The organism is Paraurantiacibacter namhicola, from assembly GCF_001687545.1.
Classification (GTDB): domain Bacteria; phylum Pseudomonadota; class Alphaproteobacteria; order Sphingomonadales; family Sphingomonadaceae; genus Paraurantiacibacter; species Paraurantiacibacter namhicola.
Map to the genome: position 1 here is coordinate 423,454 of NZ_CP016545.1, position 19,735 is coordinate 443,188.

At 64.7% G+C, this 19,735-nt stretch carries 24 protein-coding genes; 12 read left to right on the forward strand and 12 right to left on the reverse strand.

The window, feature by feature from the left end; all coding sequences use genetic code 11:
• Positions 1 to 66: 66 nt before the first annotated feature.
• The 7 genes from A6F65_RS02060 to A6F65_RS02090 form a co-directional block, all read right to left on the reverse strand.
• Positions 67 to 609 carry a DUF4402 domain-containing protein gene (locus A6F65_RS02060; RefSeq protein ID WP_067785393.1) on the reverse strand — a complete coding sequence of 181 codons (543 nt, stop codon included), beginning with the start codon at positions 607 to 609 and terminating at the stop codon, positions 67 to 69.
• A 194-nt stretch (positions 610 to 803) separates the two neighbouring features.
• On the reverse strand, positions 804 to 1,814 hold the full coding sequence (locus A6F65_RS02065; protein ID WP_067785396.1) for a ParB/RepB/Spo0J family partition protein: 1,011 nt from the start codon (positions 1,812 to 1,814) through the stop codon (positions 804 to 806).
• A complete protein-coding gene (locus A6F65_RS02070) occupies positions 1,811 to 2,587 on the reverse strand; it encodes a ParA family protein (RefSeq protein ID WP_067785400.1) in 777 nt (258 codons plus the stop codon). The genes A6F65_RS02065 and A6F65_RS02070 overlap by 4 nt, the downstream gene beginning before the upstream one ends.
• A complete protein-coding gene (gene rsmG, locus A6F65_RS02075) occupies positions 2,584 to 3,210 on the reverse strand; it encodes a 16S rRNA (guanine(527)-N(7))-methyltransferase RsmG (protein ID WP_067785403.1) in 627 nt (208 codons plus the stop codon). The genes A6F65_RS02070 and rsmG overlap by 4 nt, the downstream gene beginning before the upstream one ends.
• Positions 3,207 to 5,066, reverse strand: coding sequence for a tRNA uridine-5-carboxymethylaminomethyl(34) synthesis enzyme MnmG (gene mnmG / locus A6F65_RS02080; RefSeq protein ID WP_067785406.1), 1,860 nt, complete (start codon positions 5,064 to 5,066; stop codon positions 3,207 to 3,209). Before mnmG ends, rsmG begins: the two co-directional genes overlap by 4 nt.
• An 83-nt stretch (positions 5,067 to 5,149) precedes the next feature.
• Positions 5,150 to 6,433 (reverse strand): tRNA uridine-5-carboxymethylaminomethyl(34) synthesis GTPase MnmE, encoded by a 1,284-nt coding sequence (gene mnmE, locus A6F65_RS02085; RefSeq protein WP_067785409.1) that lies wholly within the window; start codon positions 6,431 to 6,433, stop codon positions 5,150 to 5,152.
• 19 nt (positions 6,434 to 6,452) lie between these two features.
• Positions 6,453 to 6,731 (reverse strand): DUF6489 family protein, encoded by a 279-nt coding sequence (locus A6F65_RS02090; RefSeq protein WP_205631895.1) that lies wholly within the window; start codon positions 6,729 to 6,731, stop codon positions 6,453 to 6,455.
• Between the two features lie 74 nt (positions 6,732 to 6,805).
• Between A6F65_RS02090 and A6F65_RS02095 the strand changes: the two genes are divergently transcribed.
• Positions 6,806 to 7,516 carry a dienelactone hydrolase family protein gene (locus tag A6F65_RS02095; protein ID WP_067785412.1) on the forward strand — a complete coding sequence of 237 codons (711 nt, stop codon included), beginning with the start codon at positions 6,806 to 6,808 and terminating at the stop codon, positions 7,514 to 7,516.
• Between the two features lie 10 nt (positions 7,517 to 7,526).
• Complete coding sequence (locus A6F65_RS02100; RefSeq protein ID WP_067789753.1) at positions 7,527 to 9,107, forward strand: FMN-binding glutamate synthase family protein; 1,581 nt, start codon at positions 7,527 to 7,529, stop codon at positions 9,105 to 9,107.
• On the opposite strand, the gene A6F65_RS02105 is transcribed toward A6F65_RS02100, so the two are convergent.
• The 5 genes from A6F65_RS02105 to hemE all read right to left on the reverse strand — a co-directional run bounded on the left by A6F65_RS02105 (position 9,104) and on the right by hemE (position 12,910).
• On the reverse strand, positions 9,104 to 9,538 hold the full coding sequence (locus tag A6F65_RS02105; RefSeq protein ID WP_067785415.1) for a putative signal transducing protein: 435 nt from the start codon (positions 9,536 to 9,538) through the stop codon (positions 9,104 to 9,106). The genes A6F65_RS02100 and A6F65_RS02105 overlap by 4 nt on opposite strands.
• A gap of 29 nt (positions 9,539 to 9,567) precedes the next feature.
• Positions 9,568 to 9,969: a BLUF domain-containing protein gene (locus tag A6F65_RS02110; RefSeq protein ID WP_067785418.1), complete on the reverse strand. Its 402-nt coding sequence runs from the start codon at positions 9,967 to 9,969 to the stop codon at positions 9,568 to 9,570.
• A gap of 22 nt (positions 9,970 to 9,991) precedes the next feature.
• Positions 9,992 to 11,248: a transcription termination factor Rho gene (gene rho, locus A6F65_RS02115; RefSeq protein ID WP_067785421.1), complete on the reverse strand. Its 1,257-nt coding sequence runs from the start codon at positions 11,246 to 11,248 to the stop codon at positions 9,992 to 9,994.
• 180 nt (positions 11,249 to 11,428) lie between these two features.
• Entirely contained in the window at positions 11,429 to 11,872 is a 444-nt protein-coding gene (hemJ, locus tag A6F65_RS02120; RefSeq protein ID WP_067785424.1) for a protoporphyrinogen oxidase HemJ, read from the reverse strand.
• 9 nt (positions 11,873 to 11,881) lie between these two features.
• Positions 11,882 to 12,910 carry a uroporphyrinogen decarboxylase gene (gene hemE, locus A6F65_RS02125; RefSeq protein ID WP_067785427.1) on the reverse strand — a complete coding sequence of 343 codons (1,029 nt, stop codon included), beginning with the start codon at positions 12,908 to 12,910 and terminating at the stop codon, positions 11,882 to 11,884.
• A gap of 314 nt (positions 12,911 to 13,224) precedes the next feature.
• Between hemE and A6F65_RS02130 the strand changes: the two genes are divergently transcribed.
• The 10 genes from A6F65_RS02130 to A6F65_RS02175 all read left to right on the forward strand — a co-directional run bounded on the left by A6F65_RS02130 (position 13,225) and on the right by A6F65_RS02175 (position 19,730).
• Positions 13,225 to 14,079 carry a pyruvate, water dikinase regulatory protein gene (locus tag A6F65_RS02130; protein WP_067789756.1) on the forward strand — a complete coding sequence of 285 codons (855 nt, stop codon included), beginning with the start codon at positions 13,225 to 13,227 and terminating at the stop codon, positions 14,077 to 14,079.
• Entirely contained in the window at positions 14,076 to 14,681 is a 606-nt protein-coding gene (locus A6F65_RS02135) for a Maf family protein (RefSeq protein ID WP_067785430.1), read from the forward strand. Before A6F65_RS02130 ends, A6F65_RS02135 begins: the two co-directional genes overlap by 4 nt.
• Positions 14,678 to 15,544, forward strand: coding sequence for a shikimate dehydrogenase family protein (locus A6F65_RS02140; protein ID WP_067785433.1), 867 nt, complete (start codon positions 14,678 to 14,680; stop codon positions 15,542 to 15,544). Before A6F65_RS02135 ends, A6F65_RS02140 begins: the two co-directional genes overlap by 4 nt.
• Complete coding sequence (coaE, locus tag A6F65_RS02145; protein ID WP_067785436.1) at positions 15,541 to 16,146, forward strand: dephospho-CoA kinase; 606 nt, start codon at positions 15,541 to 15,543, stop codon at positions 16,144 to 16,146. Before A6F65_RS02140 ends, coaE begins: the two co-directional genes overlap by 4 nt.
• A gap of 32 nt (positions 16,147 to 16,178) precedes the next feature.
• Entirely contained in the window at positions 16,179 to 16,874 is a 696-nt protein-coding gene (dnaQ, locus tag A6F65_RS02150; protein WP_067785439.1) for a DNA polymerase III subunit epsilon, read from the forward strand.
• Between the two features lie 49 nt (positions 16,875 to 16,923).
• The gene (hpf, locus tag A6F65_RS02155; RefSeq protein ID WP_067785442.1) at positions 16,924 to 17,496 is read left to right on the forward strand and encodes a ribosome hibernation-promoting factor, HPF/YfiA family; all 573 of its coding nucleotides are present in this window, start codon (positions 16,924 to 16,926) and stop codon (positions 17,494 to 17,496) included.
• 95 nt (positions 17,497 to 17,591) lie between these two features.
• Entirely contained in the window at positions 17,592 to 18,053 is a 462-nt protein-coding gene (locus A6F65_RS02160; protein ID WP_067785445.1) for a PTS sugar transporter subunit IIA, read from the forward strand.
• Entirely contained in the window at positions 18,028 to 18,507 is a 480-nt protein-coding gene (locus A6F65_RS02165) for a PaaI family thioesterase (protein WP_067785448.1), read from the forward strand. Before A6F65_RS02160 ends, A6F65_RS02165 begins: the two co-directional genes overlap by 26 nt.
• An 8-nt stretch (positions 18,508 to 18,515) precedes the next feature.
• A complete protein-coding gene (locus A6F65_RS02170) occupies positions 18,516 to 18,860 on the forward strand; it encodes a DUF1491 family protein (RefSeq protein WP_067785451.1) in 345 nt (114 codons plus the stop codon).
• Positions 18,861 to 19,058: 198 nt separating this feature from the next.
• Positions 19,059 to 19,730, forward strand: coding sequence for a cell wall hydrolase (locus A6F65_RS02175; protein ID WP_067785453.1), 672 nt, complete (start codon positions 19,059 to 19,061; stop codon positions 19,728 to 19,730).
• Positions 19,731 to 19,735: the final 5 nt, after the last annotated feature.

Below are 19,735 nucleotides of genomic sequence, written 5' to 3' on the forward strand. Positions count from 1 at the left end.
CGCCCCCGGTTTCCCGGAGGCGGCCCCTCATGCTTTTCTGGCGTGCGCCGCTACGGGCGCATCGGCTCAGTTGTAAGCGACGTTCACCGTAACGGTGCCGCTGTAAGTGCCTTCGGCCTGGTTCGGGCCAACAGTCAGCGTGCCGCCGACCGTGAAGTCCTGCGTGCCGCCGGCGGGCAGCGTTGCAGCGTTGCCGGTCAGGCTGGTGGTGAAGTCCTTCACCGTCATCGTGCCGTCGGTGCCGGCCGGCGGAGCGGCGTGGCTGAGCGTTTCGGTTGCGTTCTGGAACGTCACCTGCACGCTGCGGCCGGCGAGGCCAGCGATCGTGAAGGTCGGCGTTGCCAGCGTGCCGCCACAGATCAGCGTGGCGGGGCAGGTGCTGCCACGGGTGCCGTCTGCATTGACAATCACGTCCACGTCAGCGGTCAGGCCGCCGTCGGCAACCGTGCCGAAGTTCAGGACGTTGTCGGTGGCGTCGACCGTCACGGACAGTGCGGACAGCACTTCAGCGCGCACGTCGGCGGAAGCCTGCGTGGCGGCCTGGGCCTGGCCAGCAACGGCCAGGGAGACGAGTGCAGCACCGGTTGCGGCAATCTTCGTGAATTTCATAACTTAGGTCCCTTTCAAACTTGAACTGCCCAACGCCAGAAGGCTGCAAGGGCACCCGGCAGGAAGCCAATCGGCCTCCAACGCGATGTCTGAAATAGCGACCCGGCGTTCAGGCTTGGTCAGCAAGCGTGGTTAACACCTAGGTCTTTTTCCTTAAGGTTTTAACCAGCAGGTGGGAACTTATCGTAATAATTTCAGATGCTTGCGCCTGTCAGACGCTGGCAGATCAGGTCCAGCTGGTCCAGGGTACGATACTTTATCGTTACCGCTCCACTGCGCGGATCGGCGTCCGTAGCGATCTTTACCGACAGGCCGAGAATCTCTTCCAGGTGATTCTCTACCGCTGCGATGTCCGCATCCTCTGCGCCCCCGCGTGGCTGGCGAGCGGTCTTGCGCCCCTCCCCGCCGGAAGCACCCTCGCGGCCCTTGCGCGCCAGCTTCTCGACATCGCGCACGGAAAGCTTCCTGCGCACGGCTTCATCGGCCAGCGCGGTCGCATCGTCATGGCCGATCAGGGCGCGTGCATGGCCCATGTCCAGCCGCCCGGCCTCGACATGATCGAGCACGGCGTCCGGCAGGGCGAGCAGGCGCTGGAGATTCGCCACGTGGCTGCGCGACTTGTCGACCAGCTTGGCAATCTCCGCCTGGGTCATACCTTCCTGCTCGGACAGGCGATGATAGGCGCGCGCCTCCTCGACCGGGTTCAGGTCTTCGCGCTGGACGTTCTCGATCAGGGCGAGCGCCATGACCTCCTGTTCGTCCAGCTCGCGCACGATGGCGGGTATCTCGTGCAGCCGCGCCTTCTGCGCCGCGCGCCAGCGACGCTCACCCGCGACGAGCTGGTAGCGGCCGCCGGCGAGCGGGCGGACGATCACGGGCTGGATGACGCCGCGCGATTCGATGGATGCAGCCAGTTCTGCCAGCGCACCGTCGTCAAAATGGCGGCGCGGCTGCTCCGGATGCGGCTCGATCGCGGCAATGGCCAGCATATTGGCAGAAGAAGGCGCGGCGTTTTGCGAAGATTGTCCTGAACTTCCAGCGCCTTGGGCCGAATTCGTGCCCTGCGCCGGAGCCCTGCCGGAGGACCGCACCAGCGGTTCCTCCCGGCGGGCCTCGCCCATCAATGCGCCCAGTCCCTTGCCCAGCTTTCGCTTCGGCGGAGTTGCTGCCTTCGCTGGCGTGCCGGTGGTCGTCTTCGCGCTCATGCTGCGATCCTTTCCTTGGGCAGGCGCCCGATCAATTCGCGGGCCAGCGCCATATAGGCCCGGCTACCGGGGCATTTGTGATCGTAAATCAGCGCCGGGAGGCCATGGCTGGGAGCCTCTGACAGGCGCACATTGCGCGGGATCACGGCCTCGAACACCAGATTGCCCAGGCATTCGCGAACGTCGTCCGCCACTTGGTCGGTCAGGCGATTGCGGCGATCAAACATCGTCAGGGCCACACCGACGATGCCCAGGTCCGGATTGAACCGATCCTGCACCTGTTCGACGGTCTGGAGCAGCTGGCTTAGCCCCTCCAGCGCAAAGAATTCGCACTGCAGCGGCACAAGCAGTGTATCGGCGGCAGCCAGCGCGTTCAGGGTCAGCAGGCCGAGCGATGGCGGGCAGTCGATGAAGCAGATCTCGTGCGTATCATCGCCCCGCAATGCCGCCTTCAGCCGCCCGGCACGGTCTTCGCGTGCAACCAGCTCGATCTCCGCGCCGCTGAGATCAACGGTCGCCGGGACGACATCGAGACCGGGAATACCGGAGGGAACCGCACATTCCTGCAGCGAAGCGCCTTCGACCAGCACGTCATAGCTGCTCATCTCACGGTGGGCCGCATCGATTCCCAGGCCTGTGGAGGCATTCCCCTGCGGATCGAGGTCGATCAGCATGGTCTTCCAGCCGGTTGCGGCCATGGCGGTGGCGATATTGATGGCAGTCGTCGTCTTGCCGACGCCACCCTTCTGGTTCGCTATCGCAACGGTGATCATAAACCTGCCGGCCTCCCCTTCCCTACCAAGATTCCCGCATCTGCATCGGTCAGCGATTGTTCCACGTGGAACATTGCGCGGCGATTCGCTGGCAGTGCTTCCATTTCTTGCGCTGCCGATCGCCCTTTCGGCAACAGCCAGGCGGTCGAGCGTGTGGAAAAGCGCGCGGATAACTCCAGCAGCTTGGGCAGCGGAGCGAAGGCGCGTGCGCAGATTACGTCCACCGGAAAGCTATCCACAAGTTCGAGCCGACTTCCGTGAACCGCGCACGATTTCAGGCCAAGCCGGGCCGCAACGTCTGCAAGCCACTCGAAACGCTTGCGGCGCGATTCGACCAAATGTGTGGTCCAGTCCGGCCTCGCAATGGCGAGGGCCATGCCGGGGAAGCCTGCACCCGTTCCCAGATCGAGCAGCGTCGATGTTTCACGTGGAACATGCTCGAGCAGCTGCAAGCTATCGGCGATATGGCGCTGCCACATGTGTTCGAGCGTGGCCTTTGCGATGAGGTTCTGCCGCTCGTTCTCCTCAGCGACGATTGCCGCGAAAGCCGCGAGGCGCTCCATGGCCTCCTCATCGACCAGTCCCGCGCAATAGGCCCGGGCTGCCGATTCACCTGCGATCATGCGGCTTTCTCCTGTTCGCGTCGCCGCGCTTTTACCAACACAGCAGCAAGCGCCGCCGGCGTGATGCCGCGCACGCGCTGTGCGTCTGCCAGTGTTGCCGGCCTTGACGCGGCCAGACGTTCCACCATCTCATTCGAGAGCCCCGGGACGGAGGCGTATGGGAAGTCCGGGCCAAGACGGACGCGCATGCTGGCCTGCAGTTCGGCGATTTCGCGATCCTGCCGCTCCAGATAGGGGCGGTAAGCCGCGTCCTCTGCCAGTTCCTCGGCAAGCGCGCCCGTCAACGAAATGCCATCCGGCGCATGAGCGCCAAAATCTGTGAGCGCGACCTGGTCGAACTGCAGCCACTCCGCAATCGCCCGCGTCCCGGCATCGCGCTTCACGTGAAGCCCGGCATCCGCCAATTCGGTTGCAGGGACCGGCTGCGCCAGGAACTCCTCCAGCTCCGCCCGGTCCTGCATCCGGGCACGGTACCAGTCGGCACGCTCCGGACCCACGCAGCCGCAATCGATCCCCAAGCCCGTCAGGCGTGTTGTCGCATTGTTGGCGCGCAGCCGCAGCCGGTACTCGGCGCGCGAGGTTAGCATACGGTACGGCTCACTGACCCCGTGCAAGGTCAGGTCATCGACCATGACAGCGATGTAGGAATTGGCACGATCAAGTGAGGCAGGCGCCTTACCGGTGACCGCGGCGGCAGCATGCATACCGGCGACAAGGCCCTGTGCGGCTGCCTCCTCATAGCCAGTCGTGCCGTTGATCTGCCCTGCGCAATAAAGGCCGGGGATCGCCTGCACCTGCAGTCCGCTGTCGAGGCAGCGCGGATCGATATGGTCATATTCCACGGCATAGCCGGGGACCGCCATCTCCACTGCATGCAGGCCGTCCATGGTGCGCAGCATGCCCAGCTGCACATCCACTGGCAGCGAAGTGCTGATCCCATTGGGATAGACCAGCGGCGTGTCCAGCCCCTCCGGCTCAAGGAACACTTGGTGTCCGTCGCGGTCGCCGAAGCGATGGATCTTGTCCTCGATCGACGGGCAATAGCGCGGGCCGGCCGCGTCGATCGCGCCGCTGAACAGAGGCGAACGGTCGAGGTTCGCGCGAATGATGTCGTGGCTGCGGGCATTGGTGCGCGTAATGGCGCAGAATACCTGCGGGTTTGTGCGCGAGCGCGACATGGCGGACATGGTCCAGGAATCGCTGTCGGACGGTTGCTCCTCCAGCGCCGCCCAGTCGATCGTGCGCCCGTCGAGCCTCGGCGGCGTGCCGGTCTTGAGGCGCGCCATTGGAAGCTGCGCTTCCCGCATCTGTTCGGCCAGTCGGTGGGCTGCGTTTTCGCCGATACGCCCGCCTTCCAGGCGCTCCTCGCCGCGGAACAAGCGTCCGCCAAGGAAGGTCCCGGTGCAGAGGATCACCGCTTTCGCAGCAATCTTGCTTCCATCGGCCAGCATGACGCCGCGGGCTGATCCACCCTCCATTATGAGCGATGCGACCTCGCCCGCAATCTCGGTCAGACCATCCTGCGCTGCGATCATGTCCTGTATGGAGCGAAGGAACAGCGAACGGTCCGCCTGCACGCGCGGGCCCCAGACGGCACTACCCTTCGACTTGTTGAGCATGCGGTAGTGGATTGCCGCCGCATCGGCTGCGCGCCCGATCAGGCCGTCGAGGGCATCCACCTCGCGCACCAGATGGCCCTTGCCAAGGCCGCCAATTGCCGGGTTGCAGCTCATCGCGCCGGTTCGCGCAGGGTCGAATGTCACCAGCGCGGCGCGTGCGCCCATCCGGGCCGCAACCGCTGCCGCCTCGCAACCGGCATGGCCGCCGCCGACCACTACGATATCGAATTCCTGCATTCCTGCCCGATAATGCCGCACTGCGCCCCGGTCAAAGCCTTAGGGATGGGCGGAACGGGTTGGGCGATGTTTCACGTGAAACACTACTTACCGATGCAGAACTTCCCGAAGATCGTATCCAGCACGTCTTCAACGCCGGAACGCCCCACCAGCGCATCGAAAGCCGCCCTTACCGAGCGCAGGTCCTCAGCGACGATCAGCAGGTCCCTGCGCGTCTCGCCAGCCCCGTCCAACGCGGCAAGAGCGTCCTGCAGCAAAGCCCTCTGCCTCTGGTTCAGCGCAGTGGCGCCGGGCTTCGGCAAGCGGGAGCGTGCCTCTGCGACCAGCGCCCGCTTGAGTTCTGGCATGCCCTCTCCGGTCACGGCCGAGATGCGATAATCGGATGAACGACCGGGCTGCCGGTCATCAAGGTCGCATTTCGACCGGACACGCCATGCGCCCTCCGGCTCCTCGCCCTCACCAAGCCACAGGACGAGGTCAGCCCGCGCGATCTCCTCGCCCGCTCTCCCGACGCCGATTGCCTCGACCTCGTCCGAGGTATCGTCGCGCAGGCCGGCCATATCGACGAAGGTGAAAGGCACGCCGTCCAGGGCAACATTGCGCAGCAGCACATCGCGCGTGGTTCCAGCCGTCCGGGCGGCAATTGCAGCCTCTTCTTCCAGCAAAGCATTGAAAAGCGTGGATTTTCCGGCATTCGGCGGACCCGCCAACGCTACGCGGAAGCCTTCGCGGAGATGCTCGACAGTCGGTGTCGCCACCGCAGCCCGGACTTGCCCTGCAAGCACTCGCACCGCCTCGCCAAATCCCGCCGGAAGGTCGGACACATCGTCCTCGTCATCGAAGTCGAGCACGGCCTCCACCTGTGCAGACAGGCCGAGCACATCGTCCCGCCAGCCTTCGATCCGCCGCGAAAGCCCACCAGATGCCGAATCGAGCGCGACGCGCCGCTGCAACTCGGTTTCTGCAGCGAGCAGGTCAGCCAGCCCCTCGGCCTCGGCCAGGTCCATGCGGCCATTGGCAAAGGCGCGGCGGGTGAACTCGCCCGGCAGCGCGGGCCGCAGGCCATCCACCGCCTCCAGGGCGAGTGAGACGGCCGCAATGACCGCCCTGCCCCCATGCAGGTGCAGTTCGACCAGGTCCTCGCCCGTGGCCGTCTCGGGCCCGGGAAATACGACAACCAGCGCATGGTCGAGAACCCCGCCATCCGCCCCTCGCAAGGTTCGCAGGCCGGCCCGGCGCGCGTCAGGCGCTACGCAACCGAGGGCCGCCAACGCATCCAGCGCGCGCGGACCCGTGACGCGGATCACGGCAATGGCGGAAGGCGGCGCACCGCTCGAGAGCGCAAAGATCGTATCCGCGCCGGACATCGCCCCGGTCCCGCGTGCCCTACTTCTTCTTGGAAGAAGAGGGGGAGGACGCGCCCTTGGACCCGGCCTGCGCCGCGCTGGATGCATTCTCCATGAAGTTCTGGAACATCTTCAGTCCCAGCTGGCCCATGGGCGCGAGCTGCTTGGCATAGGTTTCCAGCTGTTCGGTGTTGCTGGTACCCTTCATCGCGTTCGTGATGGTGTCGATATAGACGCTGTTCGCCTTCTCCACATCGGGCAGGCCCATGAACTGGCGCGCTTCTTCGGGCGTACAGTCGATTTCGATATGCATTTTCATCACGGGCACCTTTCGCCTAGCTTGCTCGTATGTGGGAAGACAGTGACAGCATTCCCCGGAGCGAGGATACCCATATGAGCGAGAACATCCGCATTTCCACCCTCGAAACCACGGACGGCGCCAGCGGCTCGTTCGGCGCCTACCTCGCAAAGCCACAGGAAACCCCCAAAGCGGCCATCGTGGTGATCCAGGAAATCTTCGGGGTGAATGCCGGGATCCGCCGCAAATGCGACAAGTTGGCGGAAGCGGGATACCTCGCCATCGCGCCAGACCTGTTCCACCAGTTCGAGGACGGGATCGAGCTCGACCCCGACATCCCGGACGAGATGGACAAGGCCATGGGCCTGTTCGGCAAGTTCGACCAGGACCAGGGCGTGCGCGACATCGCCGCCACCATCGCCCACGCCCGCAAGGCAACCGGCGGCGGCAAGGTGGGCGCGGTCGGTTACTGCCTCGGCGGGCGGCTTGCCTACATGACCGCAGCACGCACGGACAGCGATGCCAGCGTCGGCTATTATGCCGTGGGCGTGGACAACCTGCTGCGCGAGAAAGACGCCATCGCCAATCCGCTGATGCTGCACATCGCCGAAGAGGATGGCTTCGTGGACAAGGAAACGCAGGCCGCCATGCATGAAGGCCTGGACGGTCACCCAAAGGTCACGCTGCACGATTACGAGGGCATGGACCACGGCTTTGCCACCGAGTTCGGCGATCGCCGGAGCGAGGAAGCGGCGCAAATCGCGGATGAACGCACCGCGCAGTTCTTCGCCCGGCACCTGGCCTGAGCGCCGCTGGATGACCTTTCCCTGGCGTTACGCAATCCCGTTGCTGCTGGCCGCCCTGTGCGCGGCTGCATGGCTCCTGTGGGGCCCTGCCCTCTGGCTGCTGGCCCCGCTGACCGCATTGGCGCTGTGGGACTTTGTCCAGACGCGCCATTCGCTGCGCCGGAATTACCCGCTGGTCAGCCGGATCCGCTGGATCATGGAGGACCTGCGGCCCTTCGCGCAGGCCTATATCGTGGAAGACGACCTGGAAGGCCGGCCCTTCAGCCACCAGGAACGCGCGCTGGTCTACGCCCGAGCAAAGGGCCAGCAGGACGTGCATCCGATGGGCACGGAGCTGGACGTCTATTCCGACGAGTATGAATGGCTTGGCCATTCCATCACCCCGCACGAGAATGCGCCGGAATCATGGCGGCTGCCTATCGGATCCAAGGATTGCGCCAAGCCTTACGATTCCGCCCTGCTGAACATCAGCGCCATGAGCTTCGGTTCGCTTGGCGCAAACGCCATCGAGGCGCTAAACCTCGGCGCGAAGCAGGGGAATTTCGCGCATGACACAGGCGAAGGCAGCATTAGCCGTTACCACCGCAAGCATGGCGGCGACCTGATCTGGGAAATCGGCAGCGGCTATTTCGGATGCCGCCACAAGGATGGCAGCTTCGATATCGAACAGTTTGCCGAGCGGGCTGGTGACGGCCAGGTCAAGATGGTCGAAATCAAGCTGAGCCAGGGCGCTAAACCCGGCCATGGCGGCGTGCTGCCGGGCCACAAGGTGACCGAGGAGATCGCGGAGGCCCGCGGCGTCGAGGTGGGGGAGACCTGCTACTCGCCCGCAGCGCATGGCACGTTTTCAACCCCCATCGGCATGCTGGAATGGCTGGCGCAGCTGCGCGATGCCTCCGGCGGCAAGCCGGTCGGCCTCAAGCTATGCGTGGGCCAGCCGCATGAGGTCTTCGCGATCGGCAAGGCCATGCTGGAGACCGGCATCGTCCCCGATTTCATCACGGTGGACGGGGCGGAAGGCGGAACGGGCGCAGCTCCGCTGGAACTCAGCAATGCCGTCGGCATGCCGCTGCGCGAAGGACTGATCTTCGTGCGCAACATGCTTGTGGGCATCGGTTTGAAGGACCAGGTCAGGATCGCCGCATCGGGCAAGATCCACTCCGGCGCGCAGATGGCCCGCGCCTTTGCCATGGGGGCGGATTGGTGCAATTCGGCCCGGCCCTTCATGTTCGCGCTGGGCTGCGTGCAAAGCATGCAGTGCCACACAGGCAATTGCCCCACCGGCGTCGCCACGCAGAAGGCCTGGCGCCAAGCCGGGCTGGCGGTGGAGGACAAGGCGGAGCGCGTCGCTCGCTACCAGCACGCCACGCTCGACGCTTTCCGCGAGATCGTCGTCGCCATGGGGCTCGACAATCCCTGGCAGATCGAGCCAATCGACCTGCGCGAACGCGTCAATGGCGCGCGCAGCGATGCGATGGACCGGATCTATGAATTCGTGGAGCCGGGCGCGCTGCTGGAAAATACCGAAACCCTCGCCCTCGCCCGCATCTGGGCCATGGCGCAGGCCGGCAGCTTCAAGCGCGCGGCCTAGCTCGCGGTCGGCGCCAGGAAGAACTCGGCGGGGCCCTGCGGGCTTCCGCGCGCCGCCAGCACCGTTGCCGGGACGTTGACAAGCATCCCGGCAAGCAAGTTCCCAGCCGGGAGTCCCGGAACTGTGAGCACGCCCAGCAAACCGATCGCCAGTTCGGCGCCGAAATACACGCCCACGAACCGCCAGAGGGCCTTCGCCGGACCGCTGCAGAATTCCCAGCTCCCCGGCAATTCCGCCTCGCGTATTACCGCGCTGGCCGCTTCCCACTGCCAAGCAGGCACCATCAGGCGATGCCCGCCCAGCGCCAGCGATATGGCCTCTGCCGATGCGTGATGGTCGCCGTGGATGTGAACCATGATGCCGGCCGAGCGCAGCATGCTTGCCATGACCACCGCCTGCACGCGGGAGACGGCAATGGCGACGGTCACCATTGCGTCCTCCGCAAAGGCATCGTCTGTACTCAACGCGGGGCAGGCCCTTCGAGGAAGCTCAGGACATGGCCCATGATTTCACCCGACGGATCCTTCTCCGCCAGCACTTCGCGCAGTTCCTCCAGGCCCGGCGTACCGGAAAAGGAGATCAGCGGTTTCATGTCCCAGTCCGGAAACCAGGTTTCCTCGGCCGGAGCGCGGTAGATCACTTCCACGCCGTGGTGGCGGGCATCGGCCTCGATCTCCGCCATCAGCGCTTCCAGCCGCAGGGCCGGACCTTCCAGCAATTGCAGGAATCGGCCGCCCGAATGGATCAGGAAGCCGCCGATGCCGGAGGCTGAATTGTTCCGCTCGGACTGTGCGACGATGGCAAAGACATCCGGAGACGAGAGGTTTTCCGCCGCAGTGCTGGTGTAGATGAGCCGTTCCACAAGCGGTTCCTTGCCCTGCCCCTTACTGGTTCATCGTGGCGAAGAAGTCCTCGTTGGTCTTGGAATCCTTCATCTTGTCGAGCAGGAATTCCATCGCGTCGACCGTGCCCATCTGCATCAGGATACGGCGCAGGACCCACATCTTGGAAAGCTGGTCCTTGTCCACCAGCAGCTCTTCCTTGCGGGTGCCGGACTTGCCGACATCCAGCGCCGGGAAGATGCGCTTGTCCGCAACCTTGCGGTCGAGGACGATTTCGCTGTTACCGGTGCCCTTGAATTCCTCGAAGATCACCTCGTCCATGCGGCTGCCGGTATCGATCAGCGCGGTGGCGATGATGGAAAGCGATCCGCCTTCCTCGATGTTGCGTGCCGCGCCGAAGAACCGCTTCGGGCGCTGCAGGGCATTGGCGTCGACACCGCCGGTCAACACCTTGCCGGAGCTCGGCACCACGGTGTTGTAGGCGCGGCCAAGACGGGTGATGGAATCGAGCAGGATGACGACATCCTTCTTGTGCTCCACCAGGCGCTTGGCCTTCTCGATCACCATTTCGGCAACCTGCACGTGGCGATTGGCAGGCTCGTCGAAGGTGGAGGAGATTACCTCGCCCTTCACGCTGCGCTGCATGTCGGTGACTTCTTCCGGGCGCTCGTCCACCAGCAGCACCAGCAGGAAGACTTCCGGATGGTTGTCCGTGATGGCCTTGGCGATATTCTGCAGCAGCACGGTCTTACCGGTGCGCGGCGGGGCCACGATCAGGGCGCGCTGCCCTTTGCCCTGCGGGCTGATCAGATCGATCACGCGGGCCGACTTGTCCTGCACCGTGGGGTCGAGCGTATCGAGGTTGAGGCGCTGTTCCGGATAGAGCGGCGTCAGATTGTCGAAATTGGTACGCGTGCGGACCTGGTCGGGATCTTCGTAATTGACGGTCTGCAGCTTGGTCAGCGCAAAATAGCGTTCGCCGTCCTTGGGACCGCGGATCTCGCCTTCCACCGTGTCACCGGTGCGCAGGCCCCATTTGCGGACCTGGTTGGGCGAAACATAGATGTCGTCCGGCCCGGCAAGGTAATTCGCTTCCGGACTGCGCAGGAAGCCGAAGCCATCGTTGAGCACTTCGATCGTGCCCATGCCGATGATCTCTTCGCCTTCTTCCGCCACTTCCTTGAGGATGGCGAACATCAGGTCCTGCCGGCGCATGGTGGAGCCGCCTTCGACCCCGTATTCTTCCGACATGCTCACCAGTTCGGCCGGTGTGCGTTCTTTCAGTTCTTTCAGATGCATTTGATGTGTTCCGTATGGGAAAATTCGTGTGTTCGGGGCCGGAGAGCGCGGTGACGGGGCCATGGGGCTTGGGGAAAGCGGGCCCGGCTGCGCCACTGGCTACAGCCCAATTCCGTTGCTGCGGCGATACGCCCGCCGCTGCGGCCCGTCAATCGGGCGGATGCGTTCTTTGGCGCGGGCTCAGAAGGGCTTTACGATTGCCAGGATCACGATGATCGCCACGGCAACGCCCGGCACTTCGTTCACCAGCCGCAGCTGCTTGCCGCTCAGGGTGCGTTCGCCGCGCGCCAGCTTTTTCGCATAAGCGCTCATCCAGCCGTGATAGCCGGACAGCAGGATCACGAAGAGCAGCTTGGCGTGGAACCACCCACTGCTCCAGGCTCCGATCGTGCTGGCGAGCAGCAGGCCGAGCACCCAAACCACCACGATGGATGGCAGCAGGATGATCTTCAGCAGCTTGCGCTCCCGGTCGACGAATTTTGTCGCCTCTTCGGAACCTTCGGCCGCTTCCTGGTGATAGACGAACAGGCGCGGCAGCATGAATAGCCCGGCCATCCAGAAAATCACGAAGATGAGGTGTCCCGCCTTCAGCCAGGCATAGATCGGGAGGAGCGCTTCCTGCATATCCGCCAGTTAGGAGCCCGCGCCGCCGCGCACAACCGCCAGCAGCCGCTCCACATTGGCAATCGGCGTTTCCTTGTCGATCCCGTGACCCAGGTTGAAGACATGCGGGCGGTCCGCAAAGGCGCGTAATATGCCCCTTGCCGCGCCCTCGAGTTCTTCCGAGCCCGACAACAGCAGGACCGGATCGAAATTGCCTTGCACCGGCATGCCGGCGGGCAGCTCGCGGTGCGCCCATTCCGGCTCCACCGTCTCGTCCAGCCCCACAGCGTCCACGCCCGTTTCGCGGGCATAAGCGGGAAGCTTCGTGCCGGCGCCCTTCGGGAACCCGATGACGGGGACCGCTGGATGCCGCTGCTTCACCGCAGAGGCGATGCGCGCATTGGGTGCGATGACCCAGCGCTCGAACTGCGCCGGGCTCAGCGATCCGGCCCAGCTATCGAACAATTGCACCGCTTCCGCCCCCGCCTCAATCTGGCCGGAGAGGTATTCCACCGTGTCGGAGACGATCGCATCGATGATTGCGTCGAAGGCCGCGGGGTCGCGGTAAGCCAGGCTGCGTGCGGCCTGCTGGTCCTTACTGCCCTGCCCTGCCACCATGTAAGTCGCCACGGTCCAGGGAGAACCGGCAAAGCCCAGCAGCGTGGTCTCATCCCCCAGGCCGGCACGCACCTGGCGCACCGTCTCGTAAATCGCGTCGTACCGGCTGGCATCGGGCTCCAGCGCGGCGAAGGGCGTATCTGCCAGCACCGGCGAAAGCTTGGGGCCCTCGCCTGCCAGGAATTCCAGCGTCTGCCCCAGCGCATAGGGGACGATCAGGATATCCGAGAACAGGATCGCCCCGTCGAACCCGAACCGCCGGATCGGTTGCAGCGTGACCTCTGCCGCGGCCTCGCTGTCATACACCAGCTCCAGGAAACCGCCCTTATCCGCCCGCAAGGCGCGGTATTCCGGCAGGTAACGTCCGGCCTGCCGCATCAGCCATACGGGTGCCCGCTCACCCTTGTTACCGTTCAACGTTTCTAGGAGAAGTCCGGGCATTGCGGAATGGTCCAATCAAAAAACAATATATTTATATATAGGATTCTGGAGTCTGTTGGCCCTGTGGAAACCGGGGACGAAACGCGCCCTGCCAGACTTTTCCCCGGCTGCAAACCGCAGAACGGTCTTGCGACTCCGCACCGCACGTGAGTCAAGCGAGAGCTGTCCACGGCCAGAGAATGCTGTGCAAACACCAGGGCTTCCCACGGATAAGCCGCTGCAGGAATCACCCGTTAGCGGGGACGGATTTCTATCCCGATCTTGTCCGCAGCCATGTCCCGTGGTTTATGCCCCCACTTGTCCACATGGCGAAAATGACCAGACTGCACCTCCACCTCCTGTCCGATTCCACCGGCGAAACGCTGGAGATGATCGCCAAGGCCGCCCTCGCCCAGTTCGAGGATGCCGGCGTGCAGCGCCATTTCTGGCCGATGGTGCGCAGCCAGCAGCACCTCGACCGTATCATGGGCGAGCTGAAGGACAATCCGGGGCTGGTGCTTTATACCCTCGTGAACGAGCAGACGCGCGAGAGGCTGGAAGAACGCTGCCGCGCCATGGGCCTGCCGCATGTCGATGCGCTGGACGCCGTGACCGAGGCGCTGGAGGCGCAGCTGGGGCAGGAAGCGCATGGCCGCCCGGGCCGCCAGCACAAGATGGACGATGCCTATTTCGCGCGGGTCGATGCCATCCAGTTCACCATCGCGCATGATGACGGCTTGCTTTACGACGAGTGGGAGGAGGCCGACATCGTGCTGGCGGGCGTGTCGCGCAGCTCCAAGACGCCGACCAGCATCTATCTTGCCAATCGCGGCTACAAGGTCGCCAATATCCCGCTGGTGGTGGAAAGCCCGCCCCCGCAGAAGCTGTTCCAGCTGAAGAAGCCCATGGTGGTCGGCCTGACCACGGCGACGCGCCGCCTGCTGGAAATCCGGCGCAATAGGCTGCTGTCGCTGAACGAGGAAAAGACCACCTCCTATATCGACCAGGATGCGGTGGAAGCGGAGAACAAGTTCGCCCGCCGCATGTTTGCCGACAATGGCTGGCCCGTGATCGACGTGACGCGCCGCTCTATCGAGGAGACGGCCGCTGCCGTGATCCGCCTCTACAACCAGCGCGAGACGATGCTGGAAGAAGGCGGGGAGGCGCAGGAAGGCTTAAAGCCCATATGACCCGGCCGGGCAGCTCGGCGCGGGCGCTGGTGCTCGCCTCCAAGTCCGCCTCGAGGCAGGACATGCTGCGCAGTGCCGGCGTACCATTCGAAGCGCGCCCTGCCGATGTGGACGAGCGCGCCGTGGAAGCGGGGCTGGGCGGTGCGCGGCCGGACCAGGTGGCACTTGCGCTGGCGGAGGCAAAGGCACTGGCCGTGGAGGCTGGCGATGCCGCCGTGCTGGGCAGCGATTCCCTCGTCGTGCTGGGGAACGAACGCTTCGACAAACCCGCCTCGCGAGAGGACGCCGCGCGCCATTTGCGGGCGTTCTCCGGCCGCGTGATGCAGCTGCATGCGGCGGCGGCCATAGCCATCTCAGGCGATATCGTGTGGCGCCATTCCGGCGTGGCGTCACTGCAAGTGCGTGAATTGTCGGACGAATTCATCGAGGCCTACCTACAGACCGAGTGGCCCGAGGTATCCTATTGCGTCGGCGTGTTCCGGATGGAGGCGCTGGGCGTGCAGATCTTCGAGCGGATCGAGGGCGACTATTTCACCATCCTCGGCATGCCATTGGTGCCCGTCCTCGGCGCCTTGCGCGAAATCGGCGTGCTGCAATCGTGACGCAGGCCGCCCTGCCCTATGCGGAGGTGATCGGCGATCCCATCGCGCAGTCGAAATCGCCGCTGATCCATGGTCACTGGCTGGCAGAGCTGGGCCTTGAAGCCGAATACCGCGCGCACCGGGTCGAGGCTGGCGGCGTGCCCGCCTATCTGGATGCGCGGCGGCAGGACCCGGACTGGCGCGGTTGCAATATCACCATGCCGCACAAGCAGACCGCGCTGGAACTGGTCGACCGGCTGGATCCGCTCGCCCGGCGCATTGGCGCGATCAACACGATCGTGCGCGAGGGCGAGGCGCTGGTCGGCTGCAACACCGATGCGCCCGGTTTCCTGGAGCCGCTGAAGGACCGGCTGGGCCAGCAGCACCTCTTCCGCATGGCCCGCGTGCTGGGCACTGGCGGCGCGGCGCGGGCGATTGTTGCTGCACTTGCGGCGGAGGGCTTTGTCATCGTCCTGGCGGGCCGCAATCTGGACAAGGCGCGCGCCTTGCTGGACGAGCTGGATCCTGGCGGGGAGCATCATGTGGCCCCGCTCGAGCATTTTGCCGCGCCAACCGACTTCGCCTTCGACGACCGGGAAGGTTGCTGCGACCTGGTGGTCAATGCCAGCCCGCTGGGCATGCGCGGGCAGTCACCGCTTTCCTTCGACTGGAGCCATGCCCCGCCCCGCTCATTGGCCTACGACATCGTCACCGATCCGCTGGACACACCCTTCCTTGCCGGAGCCCGCGCCGCCGGGCTGGAGACGGTCGATGGCCTCTCCATGCTGATCGGCCAGGCTGCCATCGCCTTCGAGAAGTTCTTTGGCGCCCCGCCCCCACGCGCAGACCGCGATGCGGCGCTGCGTCAGGCCTTGGCGCAATGAGTCGCCCGCTCGTTATCGGCCTGACCGGCTCCATCGGCATGGGCAAGAGCACGGTTGCTGCCATGTTTGCCGAGCGTGGCGTGCCGGTTTTCGATGCCGACGCCGCCGTGCGCAAATTGCAGGGCCCGGCCGGCGCGCTCCTGGAACCGATCGAGGCGGCATTTCCGGGCACGACCGGGCCGGACGGGCTGGACCGCGCGGCCATGGGTGCGCTCGTATTCGACGATCCCGAAGCGCTCGCAAGGCTTGAATCCATTGTGCACCCTGCGGTTGCGGAGCGCCGCGCGGCCTTCCTGCTGGAGCATGGCTCTGCGCCGATGGTGCTGTTCGATATCCCGCTGCTGTTCGAGAAGGGCGGCGCGGACGTGGTGGACGTCATTGTGGTGGTCTCCGCCCCCGCCGCCATCCAGCGCGCCCGCGTCCTGGCCCGCCCCGGCATGACGCCCGAGCGGTTTGCCGAGATCCTCGAGCTGCAGCTGCCCGATGTGGAGAAGCGCCTGCGGGCGGACCACGTCATCGACACGGGCATGACGCTGGAGCAGACCCGGGCTGCCGTCGCGGATCTGGTGAAGAAACTTGGCAGCGAGGCCGCGAAGGCTTGAATGCCAGCCACGCAGGTGCGATTCCATCGCTCATGCGCGAGATCATATTCGACACCGAAACCACCGGCCTGGACCCCAGGAAAGGCGACCGGATGGTGGAGATCGGCTGCATTGAAATGGTCAACCGCGTGGCCACGGGCCAGACCTATCACGCCTATTACAACCCCGGCATGCCGATGCCGGCCGAGGCCGAGAAGATTCATGGCATTTCCGACAGCTTCCTGGCGGACAAGCCGCCTTTCGCGGAAATGGCGCGCGAATTGCTTGAGTTTCTCGGCGATGCACCGCTGGTGGCGAACAATGCGCAGTTCGACTTCAACTTCCTGAATTTCGAGCTTGAGAATTGCGGGTTCGAGGCGATCTCGCTGGACCGGATGATCGATACGCTGGTCCTTGCGCGCAAGCGGCACCCCGGCGCCAAGCATTCGCTCGATGCGCTTTGCACGCGTTACGGCGTCGATCGCAGCCACCGCACGCTGCACGGCGCCCTGCTCGATTCCGAACTGCTGGCGCAGGTCTATGTCGAACTGACCGGCGGCCGGCAGATCGGCCTGGGCCTGGCGGACGATGGCAGCGACGGCGGCGATGAGGGGGAGGCCGTGACGGCGCGCTTCGTCCCGCGCACGGGGCAATTCCGCCCGCCCCGCCCGCACGCCGCATCGCCGGAAGAGCTGGCCCGGCATAAGGCCTTTCTCGAATCATTGGATTCCCCGCTCTGGACAGCCTAGGCTGCCGGTCAGGGATCGCGGACGGCAACAGATGGAGTAGCACCAGCTTATGGACATTCGTGTATCCGGCCACCAGGTCGACACCGGAACCGCGCTGCAGGAGCATGCGCAGGATCGTTTGGGCACAATCGTCGATAAGCATTTCAGTCGGGCCATCTCCTCCCACGTCACTTTCGGGAAAGCTCCCGCCAACGCCTTCACCGCCGATATCGTCATGCATGTCAGCCACGGACTCGTGCTGAAATCGCGCGGCGATGCGCATGATGCGCACAAGGCGTTCGACGATGCGGCGGAAAAGATCGAGAAGCAGCTGCGCCGCTACAAGCGCCGGCTGAAAGATCGCCACGAACAGGCCGCCCACGCCGCGCGTGAGGAGGATGCAGCCTATGTCGTGTTCGCCAATACGGCCGATATCGACAGCGAAGAGGAAGTGGCCGAAGACGCGCCCCCGATCATTGCCGAAACCCGCGTCGACATCCCGGAGGCCAGCGTTTCTGACGCGGTGATGATGCTCGATTTGCGCAACACCACTGCGCTGTTTTTCAAAAATGCTGGAACCGGGCGGCATAATATGGTCTATCGCCGCCCTGACGGGTCGATCGGCTGGGTGGAACCGGCCTGATCTCTGGCGGGTCCGCAGCCCGCCATCAAATCACAACCTGAGGGTTTCAGGTGGCTTTCGCCGCATGGCGGGCCAATGTTTGAACGAGTGAAGCAATGAACGTGCACTTCCTGATCACGGCGGACGCCGTCGCATTGAGCAATGCGGGCAGCAAGGACGAGATCCTTGAGCTGCTGGCTGCCCGATTCGCGACCGCATACGAACTTGATTTGCAGGACGTGCTCGACCACCTGCGCGAACGCGAGGCCCTGGGCAGCACCGGTTTTGGCCGTGGCGTTGCCATCCCGCATGCGCGCATCGGCGGGCTGCAGCGCCCGGTCGGCGTGCTGCTGAAGCTGGACAGCCCGGTGGATTTCGCGGCGGCCGACGGCATGCCGGTGGACCTCGTCTTCGGGCTGGTCTCCCCGGAAAATGCCGGGGCAACGCATCTGCATGCCCTTGCCGCCATTTCGCGCCTGACGCGCGACGATGCCATGCGCGATGCCCTGACAGCGGCGGATACGCCGGAAGTGCTGTATGGTCTCATTACCAATGCCGGGGACCGCGACGCTGCCTGAGAACGCCGGAGATATCGGCCAGTCAGGCCATTTCCGCGCGCTCGAATCGCTCTATGCCTCCGCGCCCGTCAACGCGCTGTTCCGCTCGCGCCTCGAAGTGCCGGGTCCGGGGGAGGCGCGAATCAGCTTCGAAGTCGGTGAGGAGCACCACCATGCCGCGGGCGCAGCGCATGGGACGCTCTATTTCAAGATGCTGGACGATGCGGCCTTCTATGCCGCCAATTCGCTCGTCACGGACCGTTTCCTGCTGACCACCGGTTTCAACCTGTTCTTCACCAAGCCGGTGCGCGAAGGGCCGGTCGTGGCCGAGGGCAAGTGGATCAGCGGCAAGCGGCGAGTCTATGTGGCCGAAGCCCGGCTGGTCGATGCCGAGGGCGAGGAAATCGGGCGCGGTACGGGCACCTTCATGCGCAGCAACATCCCGCTGGGCGGCCTGCCCGGCTACCGGACCTGACGGCGCCCTTGCCCGACCAGAGGCTCCCCACACATATCGAGGTTTCCGGCCTGATCCGCGCCGTGCAGGCCGCAGGCGGCTTTGCGACGGTCCTTTCCAAGGGTGAGCGCGATGCCGGGACAATCATGGTAATTTGTTGCGAAAATGGCACAAATGCCAGCGCCTGGGAGCGGATGCCGCAGCGCGACGGGACCCGTGCATTCGAATGCGCCCGCACGGAAGACCCTGAAAACAAAGCGGACTTCTTCGATTTCTGGCGTCGCAGGGCGCAGCAGGACCCCGATTTGTGGGTCGTGGAGCTGGACGTCGAAAATGCAACACGGTTCGTCGCGGGAGACGGAACCGTTAGTTGACAGTTAGTCCTAGCCTACTATTTGGGCGGCAACTTCCAACAACGCGGACGATTTTGAAACGCACGGCATGCTGCCGTTGCGGGTCGCTGCGTAGACGGGGAGTGGCCGGCAGGTCATGCCGATCCACCAAGCGGGCTCTGGACAGCCCCGGATCGCCATCCTGCGACAGTGCGCTCACCGCCTAGAGTTTAGGGATCGATGAAAGTTTCGAAACTTCGGACCGCGGCGCTCGCCGTGGCCCTTCTTGGCACGGGATGGTACGCGATGGCGCAGGGCGATGGCGCCTTCGCCCAGGATACCGCCGAACCGGCAGTGATTGCCGGATCCCAGATCCAGGACCCGGTCGAGCCGGCTGCAGAGCCCGCTCCCGAAGTCCGCTTCGTGGCAGAGCCGGTGGTGCAGGAAATCCCTGCCGAAACCGAGCAGCCCGCCGAGCCGGAAGCCCCGGTCGCCGGCAACTCGCTTAACGAGGTCATGGCAAATGTCCCGCATGATGGCGACATGAGCGCCGACATGCAGTGCCTCGCCAAGGCCGTCTATTTCGAATCCCGCGGTGAACCCGTTGCCGGCCAGCTGGCTGTTGCCACGGTCATCATCAATCGCGCGGACAGCAGCCGTTTCCCCGACACCTATTGCAGTGTCGTGAAGCAGCGTTCGCAGTTCTCCTTCGTGAAGGGTGGTCGCATTCCCGAGCCCCGCAGCGGTGCTGCATGGAACCGCGCCCGCAAGGTCGCCCGCATCGCGCACCGCGGCCTGTGGGAAAGCGAAGTGGGCGATGCGCTCTACTTCCACGCCACTTACGTGAAGCCGCGCTGGGCGAGCCGGATGACCCGGCGCGCCAAAATCAGCACGCACGTTTTCTATCGCTGATAGCT